Raw genomic sequence first — 18,635 nt, 5'->3', positions numbered from 1 at the left:
GGCCTGTGTCAGGCCGCGGGTTTACTTCTGGTACTGCCAGGTGCTCTTGAAAGCGCCTGGCACGAGCGACATGCTGGAGCCGTCGAACTTGATGTAGATGGCGGCCTCCTGGGCGGCGCGGTCGCCGGGGCCGAATTCAATCGGACCCGCCATGACGCCGGAATCGAACTTCATGGTTTCCAGCGCCTGCAGCACCTTTTCACGCGTGGGCTGCGGGCCGGCGGCCTTCAGCGCGTTCACGACCGCCATGGCGGGCGGAAGGCCGTAGGGCATGTAGGTCTGGGGGTGGCCCGGCTTGGCGGCCAGGTCGGGGTAGGACTGCTTGTACATGTCGTACACCCAGGTCAGCTTCGGGCCGCCGGGCAGGTCGGACAGCACATCCTGGATGTAGACGTTCTTGAAGGCGTCCTTGTTGCCCACGTTTTCAACGAGCTGCTTCAGGTCCGCGGTGCCGTTGACCGCCAGCACGATGGGCTTGTTCCAGCCGAGTTCGTGGGCTTTCTTGATGATGAGCGCGGCGGGACGGGCATAGGTGGTCAGCAGCAGCACATCGGGATTGGCCGCGCGGATCTTCAGCATGGGCGCGGTCACGTCGGTGATGTTCGGGTTGACCGACTGCACCTGCAGGGCCGGATCGCCAAGCTGCTTGGCCTGGGCCTGGGCGGCTTCCAGGTTCCAGCCGCCATAGGCGTCGTCATGGTTGATGTAGCCGATCTTCTTCGCCTTCAGGTGTTCCGACGCGAACTGCACCATCGATCCGCCGACCGCATGCTGCGAAATCGAGAAGGCACCATAGATGTACTTGGAGGGCGGGTAGAGCGCGCCGTCCCCGGATGCGTTGAGCATGACGAGCGGCACCTTTTCGCGCTCGATGTATTCGCGCGAGGCGACGACCGCGGCCGAGCAGGATCCCCCATTCAGCAGGAAGACCTTGTCCTGTTCGTTCAGCTTTTTCACGGCAGCGACCAGGTCGTTGGCGTTGCAGCGGTCGTCCTCGACAACGAGTTCGATCTGGCGGCCGTTCACACCGCCTTCCTTGTTGACCTTGGCGTACCACATCTTGGCTGCGTTCAGCACGTCAAAGCCATAGGCCATGCCGCTGCCCGACAGCGGCGCGAACACGCCGATCTTGATGGTCTTGTCCGTGATCCCCGGCTCCTGCTGGGCCTGCGCGCCCGCCGCGAAGGCGAAGGCGCACAGCGCGGCGGCGGCCGCGTAGCGACTACGTTGGTTCATGCTTTGTCTCCCGTTCTTATTGAATGCGCGTCTTTGTTGGATGACGCTTTGCTGCGTTGACGGCCACGCCGCCCGAAACCCTTACTGCATGCGGTACCCGCCGTTCACGTCGATGACGCTGCCGGTGATGTAGCCCGCTTCCTCGGAGGTCAGGAACCGCACGGCGGCGGCCACGTCCTCCACGGTGCCGATGCGGCCCAGCGGGATCGCCTGCGCGGCGGCGGCCAGTGCGCCGCTGCTGGTCACGGTGCTGCGCAACATGTCGGTGTCGATGAGGCCCGGCGCGATGCCGTTGACGGTGACGCCCAGGTGAGCCGCTTCGCGCGCCATGGCCTTGGTCAGGCCCAGCACGGCGGATTTGGCGGCGATGTACGAGGCGCTGGAGCGGTAGCCGCCCAGTTGCGCGGCTACCGACGTGAACGTGACGATGCGGCCGTGCGCGAGCGGCGCCGCTTCGCGCCTGCGCAGATAGGCGCGGCCGCACAGAAACACGCCACGGGCGTTCACGGCGAAGCTGCGTTCCCAGATGTCCAGGGATGTGTCCTTGATCAGCGGGCGTTCGCCGTTTTCCTGGAACAGCAGAAGGCCAGCGGCGCTGACCAGCACGGCAATGCGGCCATGTTCCCGTTCGATCTGGTCGAAAGCGCCTTCCACGGCGGCTTCGTCGCTGACGTCGAAACCGTGCGCCGCGTGCGGCGCGCCCAGTTCGTCCGCCACGCGGCGCGCGCGCTGCGCGTCGACGTCCGACACCACGACGTGGAACCCGGCCTGGGCCAGTTCCCGGCAAATCGTCGCGCCGATGCCGCCGCCGCCGCCGGTCACCAGGGCAAGGCGGGACGCCGGGCCGGTCGCAGCCGGTGTGGATACATTGGGCATGCTGTCTCCTCTTGGGCGTGCCGAACGCGTAGGGATGGCGTAGGCCGCTGGTCTGATTTTTTGCGATTATGTATACATGGATAGGGTGCAGGTATAGGGGCTTACCCTGAACATCGTTTGATTTACGCCAGTCGCACTAAGGAAAGTCCTAATCCCCGGGTTGCGGAGGATGTCGCATGTATCCTTCATGTATACAATTGGCGCATGGACACGCTATCTCAACACGTCACCGACACGCTGCGGGACTGGGTGCTGCACGGCAAATTCAGCCCGGGCGCGCGGTTGGAAGAAATCCCCCTGGCCGAAAAACTGGGGGTGTCGCGCACGCCCGTGCGCGCGGCGTTGGCCACGCTGGGCAACGAGGGGCTGCTCGAGCACCTGCCCAAGCGCGGCTATACCGTGCGGGCATACGACATCGGGGAAATCGTGGCGGCGTACGAGGTGCGGGCCGCGCTCGAGGGGCTGGCCTGCCGGCAGGCGGCGCTGCGCGGGCTATCGAACGATGCGGTGGCGGTGTTGAAGAACTGCCTGGACGAGGGAGACCGCATCCTGGCGAAGGGCGAACTGCTGCCTGAAGACCACCTGCCGTACCAGCAGGTGAACATCACGCTGCACAACGGCATCCTGGAGGCGGCGGGCAATCCGTGGGTAAAGCGCTTCGCCACGCAGGCGCAGGCGATTCCCTATGCGTCGGACAGGATCATCCTGTGGGAAGACCACGGGATCATCCTGCGCTCGCACGACGATCATCACCGGATCGTCAGCGCGATCATCGCCCGCGACGGCGCGCGGGCGGAAGATCTGATGCGCGAACACGTGTATTACGCGGGCATCATCTTGAAAAACAATTACGAACGGCTGGCGCAGGCCTATCGGGTCTGAACCACCCGGCCCGCGCGTTCGGGCCCGGCAATGGGCCCGGCCCGCCGCTTATCCCGTGATCCCCGTCTCCAGGCAAGGATTGAATTCGCCGGTTTCGGGATCGCGCAGGAACAGGACGCCCGTGGCGACGCCGAAGTACGTGCCGTGCAGTTCCAGCTCGCCCTTTTCGACGCGGCGGCGGATGGACGGGAACGTCATCAGGTTGTTCAGGCTGTGCTCGACCGTGGCCAATTCCAGGCGCTTCAGGCTGGCCTGGCGGTCTTCGGTGCCGGGGGCCATGCGTTCGGCCACGGGCTCGATCTGCGACATCCACTTGCCGATGAAGTCGCCCTTGCTGAGCGGCTTGGCGTCGTCGAAGAAGAAGCGGATGCCGCCGCAGGACGCGTGGCCCAGCACGACGATGTGCTTGACGTTCAGCCCGTTGACCGCGAATTCGATGGCGGCGCTGGTGCCGTGGTACGACGATTCGGAGTCGGGGTCACAGGGCGGGACGAGGTTGGCCACGTTGCGCACGACGAACATTTCGCCGGGCCCGGCGTCGAAGATGACTTCGGGCGAGACGCGCGAATCGCAACAGCCGATGATCAGGATTTCCGGGCTTTGGCCGATTTCGGCCAGCTTTTGATAGCGGCTGCTTTCAGTTTGGAAGCGGCCGTCCAGGAAAGATTGGTAGCCTTCGGAGAGTCTTTTGGGAAACATGATCTTCACTTCCTAGTATCGAGGCCAGGCTTGCTGGCGCGCCGGCAGACGCAAGAAGGGGCTTCGTGTGGAAGCCCCTTTTATCGAGCCGGCAGTCTGGATTTTCCCATAACTGGCCTGATAGCCGCCTGTCTAAACCCTGATCGGGTCAGGGTTTTTCGTCCCGGTGGACGATCCCGGATCCTACCGGGCGGCGACGTCCAGCGCCGTCACCCGGGCGAATTCCAGCGGCGTGATGGCCTTGACCACCTTGATCTGGCCGGGGGCGAATGGTCCCACGACGTCTTCGCGCACTCTGCCCACTTCCCGGTCCTGCGCGTCATAAAGGACGTAGGTCAGAAGCACGCTGGTGACCGCGCGGTCGGACTGGTTGGCCAGGAACCCGCTGATGGTGGACACGTTGCGCGTGGTGTCGCGCACCGCCTGGACGTTGCCCAGGGTGATGCCGTAGGCCAGGTTTTGCGCGTCGGCAGCGCCGGACAGACCCGCCAGCAGGGCAAGCGCGGCAAGGGCGTAGTGTTTCATGGTGGTCTCCTGGAACCCGGAGCGCGGACTGCGTCCGGAGCGGGTTACGCGTATCTCACTCCCTTTCGCCCACCGATACAACGGGCCAGATGGATGAATGGGTAACAGGTTGCGGCTGACATTGCGAAGCGGCGCGGATTATCCGATGATGACCGGGCCGGCGCCTTGGCCGGCGGACCGTGCCGCCCGCGTTGCGCGTGTCGCCACGCCCACGGGCGCTCAAGGGAGGAACTCATGCTTTCCCGTACCAGCCAACTGGCTTCGGCCATCCTGTTGTCCGCGTGTTTTGCCGGCGCCCAGGCGCAGACCCCCGCCACTCCCTCCACCACCAAGACGCCCACCGCGCAGCAGCAGCGCATGGCGGATTGCAACAAGTCGGCGGAAGGCAAGAAGGGCGATGATCGCAAGGCCTACATGAGCAGTTGCCTGAAGGGCGAGGAGCCCGCCAAGCAACTGACGCCGCAGCAGCAGAAGATGAAGGACTGCAACGCGAAGGCGGGCGACCAGAAGCTGACTGGCGATGCGCGCAAGACGTTCATGAGCACCTGCTTGAAGGGCTGAGCGCCCGGGCATGAAAAAAGCGCCAGACGGATGTCTGGCGCTTTTTTGTGCCGCCGGCGCATGCGGGACACCCGAGACTTAGCCTATGTGCCGGTGTCAGACACCGGACGCAGGCCGGCTTTGGCGGCTCGTATCAGACCGTCGCGATCGGCGTGACCGGCGAACCGATCGCGTGGGGCAGCCGCAGCGGCGGGGCCGTCAGCATGAAGTGGTGGCGGCCGTTCGCGTGCAGGAAGTCCGCCAGGTCCTTCAGGTACCAGAGTTCCGCCAGCGGCAGGCCCAGTTTGAAGAGGCAGTGGTGGTGCAGCGGCAGCATGGCGCGCGCGCCGGTCTTTTCGCGGGCGGGATAGGCCTCGACCGCGTAGTTGTCGGCGCAGATGGCGGCGATGCCGCTGTCCGTGATCCATTGCAGCAGCGCGTCGTCGGTGCCGTCCAGCGCGGCGCCGTAGGTGTGCAGCACGTCAGCGTCAGGCGTGCCGTTCATGGCGACCACGGCTTCGGCGTAGCCGGTGCGCAGCACCAGCATGTCGCCGGATTCGACCGTGATGCCGTCCGTTTCCAGCACATGCATCAGCTCGGCGTGGCCGATCAGGGTGCGGCCCGGGCCGTAGTGGCGGAACAGGTCGACCAGCACGCCGCGTCCCTGCATGCCTTTCTGCGCCAGGATTTCGACGCCCAGCTTCAGCGCCGCGGACGGGCCGCCGCTGTTGCAGCCGCAACCGGTGTGGTCGCCGTCGGCCGGGCCCACCACGTCCACGCCGGCCTGGTAGCCGTTGTAGTAGCGCAGCTCGGGCTTGCCGTCGCCGTCGGCGTCGAACAGGGCGCCCACGTGCGCCAGCGCATCCCACTGCGTCGAATACTGCATGGACAGCAGCACCTGGTCATCGCTCAGCACGTCCAGCGCATCGGGATTGACGTTCTTCAGCGGAAAGTTCAGGTACGGCGTGTCTTTCAGCGTGGTGGGGCTGAGGCGCGGCGGATGGCGGCGCGGATTCAGGACGTTGCCGCCCGGCAGGTCCAGCGGCAGGGACAGGCAGAAGGTCTTGCCGGCGCGGATCTCGCGCGCGCCCTTCAGGACCTGTTCTTCGGTGATGAGATTCAGGCGGCCGAGTTGGTCGTCGGGCCCGAAGTCGCCCCAGTTGGAGCCTTCGGGCCGTTGCTTCCAGCGTTGCATGCGGCTTACTCCGTCAGGAAGTCGACGACCGCGCGGGTGAAGGCTTCCGGTTGCTCCCAGTTAGAGATGTGGGAGGTGTTCAATTCAACGTAGCGCGCGCCGGGGATGGCGGCGGCCAGTTCGCGGCCTTGCGCGGGCGTGGCGGCCAGGTCGTGCGTGCTGCCGATGACCAGCGTGGGGGCCTTGATGGACGAGACCTGTTCGCGGAAGTCGGCGTCGCGCAGCGCGGCGCAGTTGCCGGAATAGCCGGCGTCCGGCGTGCGGCGCAGCATGTCGATCAGCACCTGCGTCAAGCCCGGCTCGGCTGCGCGGTAGCCGTCGGTAAGCCAGCGTTCGACGAGCGTGGGCGCCATTTTTTCCAGGGTCTGGTCGGCCACGGCGGCGATGCGGGCGCTCCAGCCTTCGGCCGATCCGATGCGCGCGGCGGTGTTGCACAGCACCAGCTTGCCGATGAGTTCGGGGCGAGCCAGCGCCAGCCACAGGCCCGTGGGGCCGCCCATGGACAGGCCGCAGAAGTGCGCGCGCTTGATGTTCAGGTGCGCCAGCAACTCCGCGACGTCGTTGCCAAGCTGCTCGAAGCTGTATTCGCCTTCCGGCACCGAGGACTTGCCATGGCCGCGGGTGTCGTAGCGCAGCACGCGGAAGTGCTTGGTGAGTTCGGGGATCTGGCGAGCCCACATGTCGGAGCAGGTGCCCAGCGAATTGGAGAGCACGAGCACCGGCGCGTCGGCGGGGCCATCGATGACGTAGAACAGCCGTGCCTGGCTGAGATCGGCATAAGACATGTGGGATTCCTTGGGGAAAGCCGCGGCCGCGCGATGGGCGGCCGCGCGGGTATTACAGGTGGCAGACGCCGTCGACGTAGGCCTTGCGCCAGCGCGTGATGGTCACGCGGTCGAACAGGTTGGCCTGGGCGAACGGATCCGCGTCGATGAACTGCTGGGCCGCTTCGCGCGTTTCCAGGTCCACGATGTACAGGCCGCCGCCGGCGTCCTTGCCGTCGTCCTGCAGCTTGGCGCCGCACGCCAGCAGCAGCTGCTTGTTGGCGTCCAGGTATTCCAGGTGCGCGGCGCGGTGCTGCTGGCGCACTTCCTGGTGGTTGGGCTTGTCGAAGGTTTCGATGATGTAGGGCATGCGATGCTCCTGTCAGATCGCCGAGGGATGGCGCGCCAGCGCGGTGACTTCGATATCCATGTACGGGAACAGCGGCAGCGAGGACAGCAGCGTGTGCAGTTCGTCGTTGTTTTCAACGTCGAAGATGCTGACGTTGGCGTAGCGGCCGACGACGCGCCACAGGCTCTTCCACTTGCCGTCGCGCTGCAGTTGCTGCGCCAGTGCTTTTTCGTCGGCCTTCAGTTTGTCCGCGCGTTCGGCGGGCATGTCGACGGGCAGATTGACCTGCATTTGAACCATGAACAACATGATGGACTCTCCATGAGGCCGCCCCGATGAACAGGGCGGCGTATCGGCAAAATTGGCGGCTGAAAACTCAGCGGGAAAACTTCAGCGGCAGGCCGGTGAGGCGCAGCAGATCGTCGGGGGTGGTGTCGCCAAAGATGTCGGTGACCGTCACCCCGTCCTTGTTGATGTCGAACACCGCCACGTCCGTGTACACGCGCGACACGCAGCGCACGCCGGTCAGCGGATAGGTGCAGGCCTCGACCAGCTTGCTCTGGCCTTCGCGGGTCTGCAGTTCCATCATCACGAAGACGTCCTTCGCGCCGATGGCCAGGTCCATCGCGCCGCCGACGGCCGGAATGGCGTCGGGCGCGCCGGTGTGCCAGTTGGCCAGGTCGCCATGCTGCGAGACCTGGAAGGCGCCCAGCACGCAGATGTCCAGATGGCCGCCGCGCATCATGGCGAACGAATCGGCGTGGTGGAAGAACGAGCAGCCGGGCAGTTCGGTGACGGGCTGCTTGCCGGCGTTGATCAGGTCGTAGTCTTCCTTGCCCTTGGCCGGCGCGGGGCCCATGCCCAGCATGCCGTTTTCGGTGTGCAGAATGACTTCACGGCCGGCCGGCAGATGATTGGCCACCAGCGTGGGCAAGCCGATGCCCAGGTTGACGTAGGCGCCTTCGGGAATGTCCTGCGCGACGCGGGCGGCGATCTGGTCGCGGGTCAGTTTGGTGCTCATTGCTGCTCCTTGGCGGCCGGCTGGCCTGCGATCTGCACGACGCGCTGGACGAAGATGCCGGGCGTGACGACGGTTTCGGGGTCGAGTTCGCCCAGTTCGACGACTTCACGCACCTGGGCCACGGCGACGCGCGCGGCGCTGGCCATGATGGGGCCGAAGTTGCGCGCGGTCTTGCGGTACACCAGGTTGCCCCAGCGGTCGCCGCGCTCGGCCTTGATGAGCGCGTAGTCGGCGTGCAGCGGGTATTCCAGCACGTATTGGCGGCCGTTGATTTCGCGGGTTTCCTTGCCGTCGGCCAGCGGGGTGCCGTAGCCGGTGGGCGTGAAGAACGCGCCGATGCCGGCGCCGGCGGCGCGGATGCGCTCGGCCAGGTTGCCCTGCGGCACCAGTTCCAGCTCCAGCTTGCCGCTGCGGTACAGGCCGTCGAAGATCTGCGAGTCCGCCTGGCGCGGGAACGAGCAGATGATCTTGCGCACGCGGTTGGCGCCCAGCAGGGCGGCGAGGCCCGTGGTGCCATTGCCGGCGTTGTTGTTGATGATGACCAGGTCCTTCGCGCCCTGCTCAAGCAGGGCGTCGATCAGTTCCATGGGCTGGCCGGCGGTGCCGAAGCCGCCGATCATGACGGTGGCGCCGTCGGGTACGTCCGCCAGGGCGGCCGCCGCGCTTGCAACAAGCTTAGAGATCATGATGTTCGCTCATAGGTGGCGTGTCATAATTTGTTCTTCATTAGAACTTTCGTTCTTCTGAAGAACATCGTTTCATGGGGAATGCGAGGGCGTCAAGACGTGCCCGGACGCCGCACTCTCCATCGTTCGTAGTCGCCCGCACAGGGGCGACGCAGGGCCCGCCCGCGGCGGGCCTTTTACTCTTGGGACCAGACGGATGGCCGAGCAAGATCCCCAGCAACCCAGCGACAGCTACGTGCAATCCTTCGCACGCGGGCTGTCGGTGATCCGGGCCTTCGGCCCCGACCGATCGCAGATGACGCTGTCCGAAGTCGCGGCCGTGACGGGACTGACCCGCGCCGGCGCGCGCCGCATCCTGCTGACGCTGGAGCATCTGGGCTACGTCACGGTCGACGACCGCAAGTTCGCGCTGACGCCGCGCATCCTGGAACTGGGCTATGCCTATCTGTCGGGCACGCCGCTGTGGAACCTGGCGCTGCCCTACATGGAAGAAGTGGCCGAGCAGACGCGTGAATCGTGTTCCGTGTCGGTGCTGGAAGGCGCGGACATCGTGTACATCCTGCGCCTGTCCACCCACAAGGTGATGACGATCAACCTGGCCGTGGGCAGCCGCCTGCCGGCATGGGTGACTTCGATGGGCCGCGTGCTGCTGGCAGGCCTGCCGGAGGCGGAGCTGGACCGGGTGCTGGCGATGAGCCAGATCCAGGCCTACACCGCCGACACGGTCACCGACATCGCCGAGATCAAGCGCGTGCTGGCCGGCGTGCGCGCCGACGGCTACGCCTGCGTGGCGCAGGAACTGGAGCCGGGCCTGCAGTCCGTGGCCGTTCCCATCATCGACCGCAGCGGCCGCGTGATCGCCGCGATGAACGTCAGCGGCCATGCCAACCGGTTTTCGCGCGAGGCGATGCTGGATGCCTTTCTGCCGCCGCTGCGCCACGCCGCCGACCAGATCAACCACGCGCTGCTGCGCCGCTAGGCAAGGCCTGCGGGCAAGCACGGGGGCGATCCGGGCGGACATGGCGGTGTCGCTCAGATGAGCGCGACGCCGAGCGTCGTGCCGCCGCAGACATACAGCATCTGTCCGGTGACGAAGCCGTTGTCGGGCGACAGGAAGAACATCGCGGCGCGTGCCACGTCTTCGGGCGTGCCCAGGCGCTTGACGACGATGCTGTTGATGATGCGTTCTGTCTGCGGAGCGCCGGCCGGATTGCTCTTGGTGAAAAGGTCCGTCGCGATGGGGCCGGGGCCGATGGCGTTGACGGTGATGCCGTCGCCGCCCAGTTCCATGGCCAGCGTGCGGGTCAGGCCGACCAGGCCGGCCTTGGTTGCCGAATAGACGACGCGGTCCGGCTTGCCCAGCGCGGCGCGGGACGACATGTTCACGATGCGGCCGAAGCCGGCCTCGCGCATGGCGGGCAGCGCGGCCTGCACCAGGATGAGCGCGGTGCGCAGATGCAGGTTCACCACGTAGTCCAGGTCCGCCAGCGTGGCCGTGTCGGCCGTGCCGGGACGCGTCGCGCCGGCGTTGTTCACCAGGCCGACGATGTTGTAGGCGCTGGTGACTTCGCGGGCGACTTCCTGGGTGCGCGCTTCGTCTGTCAGGTCGGCCTGATACGAGACCAACCCCGCCGGCGGATTCTCGGGCAGCTTGTAGTCGATGTTGACGACCTTGTGGCCGGCATCGAGCAGCATGCGGATGATGGCGGCCCCAATCCCGGCGCTGCCGCCGGTGACGAGATATGCGGTCGGTTTGCTCATATCAGTTTCCGTTCCGTTCAATTCAAGAAAACACAGCTACGACGATAGTCCTGCGCGCGCGCCAGCGCGTACGGGGAGCTCAATGAGTCAGATAGCCCCAGGCCAGCACGGCGGTGATGTGGATCACGCCCACCCACAGCATCATGATGACGGTGTAGCCCATCACATCGCGCAGCTTCAGCTTGGACAAGGCCAGCGCCGGCAGGATCCAGAAGGGCTGCACCAGGTCGTTCCAGGCGTTGCCCAGCATGACGGCCATGGTGGTCTGATTCAGGGCGCTGCCGATTTCCTTGGCGGCGTCGATCATGAAGGGACCCTGGATGACCCAGTGGCCGCCTGCGGACGGCGCGAAGAAGTTGATGACGAACGAGCTGATCAGGCCCCAGAACGGCAGGGTTTCCGGCGTGGCGACGTCGACGAAGACTTTCGAGATCGTGGTGACCAGGCCCGATGCCGCCATGATGGCCATGATGCCGGCGTAGAACGGGTATTGCAGGATGATCCCGGAGATGGTCTTGATGCCTTCGGTCAGCTTGGCCACGTAGGCGGCCGGCGTGCCCAGCAGGATGATGCCCAGGAACAGGATGATGAAGTTGATGAGGTTCAGGTCCAGCGAGCCGCCGTCCATGAAGTGGAAGACGACGTAGGCGACGCCCAGCGCGCCGATCAGCAGGCTGAGGATGCGGCTGTTGTTCAGCTTGGAGGCGATGGTGCCCTTTTCCAGCATGTCTTCGGCCGCGTTGGACGCGTTGGCGTCGCGGTCGATGTTGGGGTCCACCTCGACGATCGCCTCGCCCTTCTTGGGGTGCAGCCAGGCATTGAGCAGCGGCAGCGTGACGATGATGACGAGGCTGGTGATCAGCATGGGCACGGAGAAGATGGTTTCCGTCAGCGGGATGGTGCCCATCTGCTTGGCGGTGGGGTGCCCGGGGGTGGCGACCAGCACGGGGATGCTGGCGGACAGGCCCAGGCCGTACATGGTGAAGCCGCTATAGGCGGCGGCGATGATCAGGGGGTAGTGAACGCCCTTGACCTTCAGAGCCAGTTTCTTGGCGACGATGCCGCCGATGACCAGGCCAAAGCCCCAGTTCAGGTAGCTGCCGATGCCGCCGACCAGGGTGGCGACGATGATGGCGGTGTGCGGCTTGTGGACGTGGCTGACGATGCGGTTGAGCAGGCGGTCGGTCAGCGGCGCGGTGGCCAGCACGTAACCCATGGCCAGGATGACGGCCATCTGGGTGGTGAAAGCCAGGAGGCTCCAGAAGCCTTTGCCCCAGGCGCGGGTGATGTCGCCGATGCCCTGGCCTTCGATGCCCATGGCCAGCAGTACGGTCAGCAAGGTCAGCGCGATCGCAAAGACGAAGGGATCGGGCAGATACTTGCGCATCAGCTCGGTAAAGAATGAAGCCAGTTTATTCATGGTGCCTCCAACAACTCCGTAAGGCGGGTTCTCTGATGTCCTTTACCGCGGCGCATCGGGTGGCGACGGGCGCGGGCGGGACGATTGCTTTTCTTTGTGTGGTTGGGCTCGTGGCCCGGTGGCGCGGTCGGTCGTGGCCGCCGCGCCTTGTTTTGTGGATTCGGGAGAACCTGCTCAGGAGCCGCCGGCCTTGCCGGTGAGCCAGGCGGCCAGTTCGCCGAGCGCGGCGCTTTTTTCGCGCAGGACGCGTTCGCGGCGTTCGGGACTCCAGGTGTAGAAGCCCTGGCCGCTCTTGGCGCCGATCTGGCCGCTTTCGACTTTGCTTTTCAGCAGGTCGGACGGTTCGGTGCGGTTTTCGAGGTCTTTGTACAGGTAGCTGGCAATGGCGTAGTGGACGTCGATGCCGTTCATGTCGCGCTGTTCCAGCGGGCCGGATAGGGCGAGACGGATGCCGAGGCTCCACTTGACGACTTCGTCGATGTCTTCGGCGCTGGCGATGCCTTTTTCCAGGAGGGAAATGGCTTCCCGCGCGAGGGCGTGCTGGATGCGGTTGGCGATGAAGCCGGGGATGTCCTGGCGCACGAGCACGGGGCGCTTGCCGGCAAAGCGCAAGGTGGCCATGACTTTGGCGACGGTGTCTTCGGAGGTGTCGTCGTTGCGGACGACCTCGACGAGGGGGATGACGTCAGCCGGGGTGAAGAAGTGGGTGCCGACGAAGCGATCGCGGCGCAGGACGGCGCTGGCGATGGCGTTGATGGACAGGCCGGAGGTGTTGGTGGCAAAGAGGGTGTGCGCGGGACACAGGGAGTCGAGCTTGGCGAAGATGCCGCGCTTGAGGTCCAGGTTTTCCGGGACGGCTTCGATGACGAGGTCGCTGGTGGCGGCGGCTTCCAGGCCGGGCTCAAGACGGATGCGCTGGATGGCTTCCTGGACCTGGCCGGGAGCGTAGACATTCAACTGCCGGTCGATGGTTTTCAGAGCCCGCTCTAGGGCGCCTTCCATGGGGTCGATCAGGACGACGTTGAGTCCCTTGGAGGCAAACAAGGCGGCGATGCCGCTGCCCATGGCGCCTGCGCCGATGATGGCGAGATTCTTGAGGGGAGTGTCCATGATGGCTCGCTTGGTGCTTGCGGCTGCTGCTTGCAGGCGGGCACGCCAAGGGAACTCTGTCTCGTCCAAGGGTGCCTTTCTGTGCTTGCTTGGCCAGAAAAATCTTTGTGTTCTATATACGAACATTTGTGCGTGTATAGAATTTCTGTTGGGGATAGTACTAAAAGTCGCGGGGGGTGGACAAATCGGGGGGGTGGGTGTTCGTGGGGTGGACGGTGTGGGGAGTGCTGGCCGAGGTGTCTGACACCGATCGCGTTGCCGAGGTGTTGCTGGCCGAGGGCGGCGTTCTTGAGACGCCCGGCGCGTCGGCGGCCGGGGGTGCGCGGGGCTACGATTGCGGTCCGGAGCCTTCGCTCCGGACTGCCCCTTCGTCATCGTCGTCCCGGCCTGCGGCCGCTCCTTCCGATTCCCTCGGGCGCATCTACACGCCCCGCGCACCCCCGGCCGCCGACGCGCCGGGCTCTGATGACTAGACCTTGCCGGTCGCTGGGGCAGACGGGGTTCTTGAGGTTCTTCTTGGCGTTGGCGCGGGATTGGAATGTCTTGCGGGGCCCGCCCCACGGCGGCCGCGCGGGCGGCCTTGTGGGGCTTACGCGGTGTCTTGCGGCGAGGCGCGGACGCTGCGCGCCTGCGGTCATTGTCGTTGGGGGACGTACCGCGCCGTGGATTGCTCCCCGTGGAATCGCTCCACCGATAGACTTTTTGGACGCTATGCGATCAATTGCAACGCTTGACCAACTGTCTGATCAGGTCGGTAACCTTGTCCGGCTGTTCGAAACCCGCCAGATGGGCGACGTCCTGCAATTCGTGCGCTTCAGCGTTTGGCAGCAGTTGCGCGACCCGCTTCGCGCGGCTTTGGATATGCGGGAAGTCCAGATTCCCCCATATGACGGATGAAGGCGCGCCGATGGTCTTCAAACGATCAAAAGGGCGTCCAGTGTCGCGATTGGCCCCCGATGGCGCAGCGGCCAGTGCAATGGCGTTCATCTCTAGAAACAGGCGTCGCATGGGGCCGGTCACGCGTCCGGGAGAAGCCAGCGGACCATCCAGGAACAATCGCGCCTTTATCTCGTTGAGCCGCGCGAGGTCACGCGATGCTTCCGCCGGTTGTTGCTGCTCCAGCATCGCCTGCGATTCGGGGCTGTAGACGGCCTCGGGGGCTCCGTTCACAGCAGGCGCAATCAGCATCAGGCCACTAACCCTTGTGGGGTGCGCCAGTGCTGCATTCAATGCGATGTTGGCGCCTTGTGAGCACCCAACCAGGATTACGGGAGCGGAGCCAACCGTGGCATCGATGACGGCAAGCAGGTCCGCCACTGCCGAATGGTCTTCCGCTTGGGCCTGTGTTTGCCCAAAGCCGCGCCGGTCGTAGGCGATCGCCTGATAGTGCGTCCCACTGGCTGCGATCTGCGCGTGCCACATGCGCTTGTCACAGATGTTGGCGTGTAGGAACACGATGGGGGCGCCGCTGCCAGCCGTCTCCACGGCAATGCTGGCGGCGCCGGAGGCGACCCTCTGGGTTGCATTCATATGGGTGGCTACCCCGAATTCCGCAGCCCCGCCGCAATCCCGTTGATCGTCAGATGAATCGCCCGTTGCACGCGGGTGTCCGTCGCGGCGTTGGAGCGGTTGGCGGCGGCGCGGTGGCGGCGGATCAGGTCGATTTGCAGGTAGTTCAGCGGGTCGATGTAGGCGAAGCGTTCGCGCAGGGAGATTTGCAGGGTGGGGTTGTCGGCCAGCAGTTCGCGCTGAGTCAGGAGTTTGAGCATGGCGAGGGTGCGGCCGTGTTCTGCGCTGATGGAGCCGAAGATGCGTTCGCGCAGGGCGCGTTGCGGGACGAGCTGGGCGTAGCGGGCGGCGATGGCCAGGTCGGATTTGGCCAGCACCATTTCCATGTTGGACAGGAGGGTGCGGAAGGCGGGCCAGTCGCGGGCCATTTCGCGCAGTTGGGCGAGGCGGCCGCGGCGGGAGCGGGGGGCGTCGGGGGCGCCGGTTTCCAGGTAGGCCTCGATGGCGGAGCCCATGCCGTACCAGCCGGTGAGCATGAGGCGGCATTGGGCCCAGGAGAAGCCCCAGGGGATGGCGCGCAGGTCTTCGATGCGCTGGCCTTTTTTACGGGAGGCGGGGCGGGAGCCGATGTTGAGGCCGGCGATTTCGCTGATGGGGGTGGCGGCGAAGAAGTAGTCGGCGAAGCCGGGGGTGTCGTAGACGAGGCCGCGGTAGGTGCGCTGCGCGGTGTCGGACATGAAGGTCATGGCGGGGCCGTGGTGGGCCATGTGGGCGTCTTCGGCGCTGGTGGCTTCGGCGCGTGGGGCGAGGCTGGATTCGAGGGTGGCGGCGACCAGCAGTTCAAGGTGCCAGCGGCCGACTTCGGCGTCTTTGTATTTGCTCTGGATGACCTCGCCCTGTTCGGTCAGGCGAATCTGGCCGGCGACGGTGCCGGGGGGCTGGGCAAGGATGGCGTCGAAGCTGGAGCCGCCGCCGCGTCCGACGGAGCCGCCGCGGCCGTGGAAGAGGCGCAGTCGGACGTTGCGGCTGGAGAAGACGTCGACGAGGGCGCGTTCGGCCTGGTAGAGCGACCAGTTGGACGTGAGGAAGCCGCCGTCCTTGTTGCTGTCGGAGTAACCCAGCATGACTTCCTGTGCGCCGTTCTGCGCGAGTTTCACGCGCTGGCGGACTTCGGGAAGGTCCAGCCAGGCGGCCATGATGTCGGCGCCGCGCTGGAGGTCGGGAATGGTTTCGAAGAGGGGCACGACCATGAGGCCGTCTTCGGCGGAGATGTCCTGGCCGGTGGGGGCGATGAGGCCGGCTTCTTTCTGCAGCACCATGACTTCGAGCAGGTCGCTGAGGGTTTCGGTGTGCGACACGATGGTCTGGCGCACGGCCTGTTTGCCGTAGCGCGCGCGGCCGGCGGCGGCGGCGCGCAGGACGGCGAGTTCGCGGGTGGTGTCTTCGCTGTAGGCGATCCAGGGGGATGCCAGCGGGCGCGCCTGCGCGAGTTCGGTGCGCAGCAGCTGGACGCGTTCTTCTTCGGTCAGCGCCAGGTAGTCCAGTGGCTTGCCGTTGTGCATGACGCCGGCGCGCGAGAACAGTTCCGCGAGGGCGCTTTCGTGGACGTCGGAGCTTTGGCGCAGGTCGACGGTGGCAAGGTGGAAGCCGAAGACTTCGACAGCCTGTTGCAGGCCGGAGAGCCGCAGCTTGGCGACGGGCGCGCCGTGGTGGGCGGCGAGCGAGGCGGCGATGGTGGCGAGGTCGGCGGACAGTTCGGTGGGCGCGTCGTAGGCGGGGGCGGCGACGGTGCTGCGGCGGGCAAGGTCCTGGCCGGTGAGGCGCAAGGCGGTGGCGGCCAGGCGGGCGTAGACGCCGACTAGGGCGCGGCGATAGGGTTCGTCGCTGCGGTGCGGGGAGTCGTCGCCGCTGTTGTCCGCCAGCTCCAGCAATTGGGGGTCGGCGGCGATGAGCAGCGTGGTGATGGACAGTTCGGCGCCCAGGGCGTGGACTTCCTGCAGGTAGTGTTCGAACAGGACGGTGGCCTGGCGCAGCAGGGCGCGTTCGAGCGTGGCGGCGTCGACGTTGGGGTTGCCGTCGCGATCGCCGCCGATCCAGCTTCCCATGCGCAGGAAGGGTTCCAGCGGCGGGGGTGGCGCGGCGAAGGGCTTGGCGGCTTCGCGGTTGAGGAGTTTGGACAGGTCGCCGTACAGGCGCGGGATGACCTGCAGGAAGGTGCTGCGATAGTACGAGAGCGCGTTTTCGATTTCGTCGGCCACCGTCAGGCGGGTGTAGCGCAGCATGCGGGTCTGCCACAGCGTGGCGACGCGGCCGAGCAGGGCGGTGTCGAGTTCGGCCAGTTCTTCGGGAGTGAGCGGGGCGTCGCGCTGGGTCAGGGCGGTGGCGATTTCGCGGTGCACGTCCAGGGTGCTTTTGCGCTGGACCTCGGTGGGATGGGCGGTCAGGACGGGCATGACGCAGGCGTCGGCCAGCAGGCGGCGGATGCGCGCGACGCCGACGCCTTGTCCGCCGAGGATCTGGATGGCTTCGCGCAGGCTGCCGCGCGCGGGCGTGCCGTCAGTCAGGGCGCGGGCGCGCTGCCGGCGGTTCTGGTCGCGGTCTTCGGCGATGTTGGCCAGGTGCAGGAAGTAGCTGAAGGCGCGCGCGACGGAGTTTGGGTCGCTGCCTTGCAGGCGCTTGACGCGCTGTTCCAGCAGTTTGCTGTCGGCGTCGTTGCCTTCGCGGCGGAATTTGACGGCGGTGCGGCGCAGGGTCTCGATGGTGTCGAAGACGCGCTTGCCTTCGCATTCTTCGATGACCTCTCCTAACAGTCGGCCCAGGAGCCGGATATCGTGACGCAAGGGTTCTGCGGAATCGGACTGCGTGCGCTTGGCGTTCATCGTGCGGGGATCCGTCTGACGGCTGTAGGGAAGGGGAAGTCGAAGCGGGCGTTGCGGTGAACCTTGAAAATGATCGGTCGATTTTACGCAGCGATCCTTACGGGGGAGGCGGTTCGCTCGGTTAAAGTGCCAGGTATCCCTTCGTTATTCCAGAAGCCCCCTTTATGCAAAATCATCAACGTCGCGCGCTCGTGCTGTTTTCGGGCGGCCAGGATTCCACCACTTGCCTGGCCTGGGCGCTGGACCGCTATGCCCATGTTGAAACAGTGGCGTTCGATTACGGCCAGCGTCATCACATCGAGCTGTCGGCCCGGCTGAATGTGCTGCGCGAGATCCGCGCGAATTTCCCGGACTGGGCGCCGCGTCTGGGCGAGGACCATCTGCTGGACCTGAAGGTGCTGGGGCAGGTGGGCGATACGGCGATGACGAGCGACCGCGCGATCGAGATGCAGGCGAACGGGCTGCCGAATACGTTTGTGCCGGGGCGCAATCTGCTGTTTTTGACGCTGGCGGCGGCGCTGGGGTATCGGCGGCAGTTGGACGTGCTGGTGGGCGGGATGTGCGAGACGGATTTTTCCGGGTATCCGGATTGCCGCGACGATACGATCAAGGCGCAGCAGGTGGCGCTGGGATTGGGGTTGGGGTCGCGGGTGACGATCGAGACGCCGCTGATGTGGATCGATAAGTCGGAGACCTGGGCGTTGGCTTATGCGCTGGGCGGCGACGCGTTGGTGGAGACGATCGTCGAGGAAAGCCATACGTGCTATCTGGGGGAGCGGGGGGCTCGGCATGATTGGGGCTACGGGTGCGGGGAGTGTCCGGCTTGCAAGTTGAGGAAGATCGGGTGGGAGAAGTGGGTGGTGGCTTCGGCGGCTGAGGGGTGATGGTTTTGGGCGTTGGCCGTTAGGTTTTGGAGGCTGGGGTTCTTGAGACGCCCCGGCACGTCGGCGGCCTGTTGTGGGCGGGGCAGCGATTGAGGTCCTGAGTCATCGTTCGCCAGATGTCTGACATCCCCAGCGCCACCGCCGCGGTCTGCCGATTGTCTTCGCGGGTGTCTGACACGGATCGTGTTAGTGAGGTTGCTGGCAGAGGTCGGCGTTCTTTAGACGCCCGGCGCGTCGGCGGCCGGGGGTGCGCGGGGCTACGATTGCGGTCCGGAGCCTTCGCTCCGGACTGCCCCTTC

At 65.8% G+C, this 18,635-nt stretch carries 19 protein-coding genes; 4 read left to right on the top strand and 15 right to left on the bottom strand.

Translation table 11 applies throughout. The features are described from left to right. Positions 1 to 21 precede the first annotated feature (21 nt). Together RT614_RS25415 and RT614_RS25410 are read right to left on the bottom strand one after the other, a co-directional pair. Positions 22 to 1,236, bottom strand: coding sequence for an ABC transporter substrate-binding protein (locus tag RT614_RS25415; protein WP_313624993.1), 1,215 nt, complete (start codon positions 1,234 to 1,236; stop codon positions 22 to 24). A gap of 81 nt (positions 1,237 to 1,317) precedes the next feature. Continuing rightward, positions 1,318 to 2,112, bottom strand: a complete 795-nt coding sequence (locus RT614_RS25410) for an SDR family NAD(P)-dependent oxidoreductase (RefSeq protein WP_313624992.1) — start codon at positions 2,110 to 2,112, stop codon at positions 1,318 to 1,320. Between the two features lie 204 nt (positions 2,113 to 2,316). Between RT614_RS25410 and RT614_RS25405 the strand changes: the two genes are divergently transcribed. Further along, positions 2,317 to 2,994: a GntR family transcriptional regulator gene (locus RT614_RS25405; protein WP_313624991.1), complete on the top strand. Its 678-nt coding sequence runs from the start codon at positions 2,317 to 2,319 to the stop codon at positions 2,992 to 2,994. 48 nt (positions 2,995 to 3,042) lie between these two features. On the opposite strand, the gene RT614_RS25400 is transcribed toward RT614_RS25405, so the two are convergent. Both RT614_RS25400 and RT614_RS25395 read right to left on the bottom strand, forming a co-directional pair. Further along, positions 3,043 to 3,693 (bottom strand): carbonic anhydrase, encoded by a 651-nt coding sequence (locus RT614_RS25400; protein ID WP_313624990.1) that lies wholly within the window; start codon positions 3,691 to 3,693, stop codon positions 3,043 to 3,045. A gap of 183 nt (positions 3,694 to 3,876) precedes the next feature. Then, positions 3,877 to 4,218 carry an FxLYD domain-containing protein gene (locus tag RT614_RS25395; RefSeq protein ID WP_313624989.1) on the bottom strand — a complete coding sequence of 114 codons (342 nt, stop codon included), beginning with the start codon at positions 4,216 to 4,218 and terminating at the stop codon, positions 3,877 to 3,879. A gap of 234 nt (positions 4,219 to 4,452) precedes the next feature. Between RT614_RS25395 and RT614_RS25390 the strand changes: the two genes are divergently transcribed. Continuing rightward, positions 4,453 to 4,779, top strand: a complete 327-nt coding sequence (locus tag RT614_RS25390; protein ID WP_313624988.1) for a PsiF family protein — start codon at positions 4,453 to 4,455, stop codon at positions 4,777 to 4,779. Between the two features lie 133 nt (positions 4,780 to 4,912). Here the strand turns inward: RT614_RS25390 and RT614_RS25385 are convergent, their stop codons facing one another. The 6 genes from RT614_RS25385 to RT614_RS25360 all read right to left on the bottom strand — a co-directional run bounded on the left by RT614_RS25385 (position 4,913) and on the right by RT614_RS25360 (position 8,773). Next, on the bottom strand, positions 4,913 to 5,953 hold the full coding sequence (locus tag RT614_RS25385; RefSeq protein WP_313624987.1) for a cyclase family protein: 1,041 nt from the start codon (positions 5,951 to 5,953) through the stop codon (positions 4,913 to 4,915). 5 nt (positions 5,954 to 5,958) lie between these two features. Further along, positions 5,959 to 6,738 (bottom strand): 3-oxoadipate enol-lactonase, encoded by a 780-nt coding sequence (pcaD, locus tag RT614_RS25380; RefSeq protein WP_313624985.1) that lies wholly within the window; start codon positions 6,736 to 6,738, stop codon positions 5,959 to 5,961. A 52-nt stretch (positions 6,739 to 6,790) separates the two neighbouring features. Continuing rightward, positions 6,791 to 7,087 carry a YciI family protein gene (locus RT614_RS25375; RefSeq protein ID WP_313624984.1) on the bottom strand — a complete coding sequence of 99 codons (297 nt, stop codon included), beginning with the start codon at positions 7,085 to 7,087 and terminating at the stop codon, positions 6,791 to 6,793. Positions 7,088 to 7,099: 12 nt separating this feature from the next. After that, positions 7,100 to 7,375 carry a muconolactone Delta-isomerase gene (gene catC, locus RT614_RS25370; RefSeq protein ID WP_056559790.1) on the bottom strand — a complete coding sequence of 92 codons (276 nt, stop codon included), beginning with the start codon at positions 7,373 to 7,375 and terminating at the stop codon, positions 7,100 to 7,102. A 67-nt stretch (positions 7,376 to 7,442) separates the two neighbouring features. Continuing rightward, positions 7,443 to 8,087 carry a 3-oxoacid CoA-transferase subunit B gene (locus RT614_RS25365; RefSeq protein ID WP_313624983.1) on the bottom strand — a complete coding sequence of 215 codons (645 nt, stop codon included), beginning with the start codon at positions 8,085 to 8,087 and terminating at the stop codon, positions 7,443 to 7,445. Then, positions 8,084 to 8,773, bottom strand: a complete 690-nt coding sequence (locus RT614_RS25360; RefSeq protein WP_313624982.1) for a 3-oxoacid CoA-transferase subunit A — start codon at positions 8,771 to 8,773, stop codon at positions 8,084 to 8,086. Before RT614_RS25360 ends, RT614_RS25365 begins: the two co-directional genes overlap by 4 nt. 196 nt (positions 8,774 to 8,969) lie before the next feature. On the opposite strand from RT614_RS25360, the gene RT614_RS25355 reads away from it, so the two are divergent. Beyond that, positions 8,970 to 9,752 carry an IclR family transcriptional regulator gene (locus RT614_RS25355; RefSeq protein WP_313624981.1) on the top strand — a complete coding sequence of 261 codons (783 nt, stop codon included), beginning with the start codon at positions 8,970 to 8,972 and terminating at the stop codon, positions 9,750 to 9,752. Between the two features lie 53 nt (positions 9,753 to 9,805). On the opposite strand, the gene RT614_RS25350 is transcribed toward RT614_RS25355, so the two are convergent. From RT614_RS25350 to ppc, 5 genes are all read right to left on the bottom strand, one after another. Further along, entirely contained in the window at positions 9,806 to 10,534 is a 729-nt protein-coding gene (locus RT614_RS25350; RefSeq protein ID WP_313624979.1) for an SDR family oxidoreductase, read from the bottom strand. A 79-nt stretch (positions 10,535 to 10,613) separates the two neighbouring features. Continuing rightward, positions 10,614 to 11,954, bottom strand: coding sequence for a TIGR00366 family protein (locus tag RT614_RS25345; RefSeq protein ID WP_313624978.1), 1,341 nt, complete (start codon positions 11,952 to 11,954; stop codon positions 10,614 to 10,616). Positions 11,955 to 12,128: 174 nt separating this feature from the next. Next, positions 12,129 to 13,064 carry a 3-hydroxyacyl-CoA dehydrogenase family protein gene (locus RT614_RS25340; RefSeq protein ID WP_313624977.1) on the bottom strand — a complete coding sequence of 312 codons (936 nt, stop codon included), beginning with the start codon at positions 13,062 to 13,064 and terminating at the stop codon, positions 12,129 to 12,131. A 717-nt stretch (positions 13,065 to 13,781) separates the two neighbouring features. After that, the gene (locus RT614_RS25335) at positions 13,782 to 14,594 is read right to left on the bottom strand and encodes an alpha/beta hydrolase (RefSeq protein WP_313624976.1); all 813 of its coding nucleotides are present in this window, start codon (positions 14,592 to 14,594) and stop codon (positions 13,782 to 13,784) included. Between the two features lie 8 nt (positions 14,595 to 14,602). Further along, on the bottom strand, positions 14,603 to 17,452 hold the full coding sequence (gene ppc, locus RT614_RS25330) for a phosphoenolpyruvate carboxylase (protein WP_313624974.1): 2,850 nt from the start codon (positions 17,450 to 17,452) through the stop codon (positions 14,603 to 14,605). Between the two features lie 164 nt (positions 17,453 to 17,616). Between ppc and queC the strand changes: the two genes are divergently transcribed. Beyond that, positions 17,617 to 18,336 (top strand): 7-cyano-7-deazaguanine synthase QueC, encoded by a 720-nt coding sequence (gene queC / locus RT614_RS25325; protein WP_313624973.1) that lies wholly within the window; start codon positions 17,617 to 17,619, stop codon positions 18,334 to 18,336. Positions 18,337 to 18,635 lie beyond the last annotated feature (299 nt).

This window comes from Achromobacter sp., assembly GCF_032102605.1.
Classification (GTDB): domain Bacteria; phylum Pseudomonadota; class Gammaproteobacteria; order Burkholderiales; family Burkholderiaceae_B; genus Achromobacter.
Note: the sequence above shows the minus strand (reverse complement) of the source record. Positions and strands in the feature narration are given on the sequence as shown.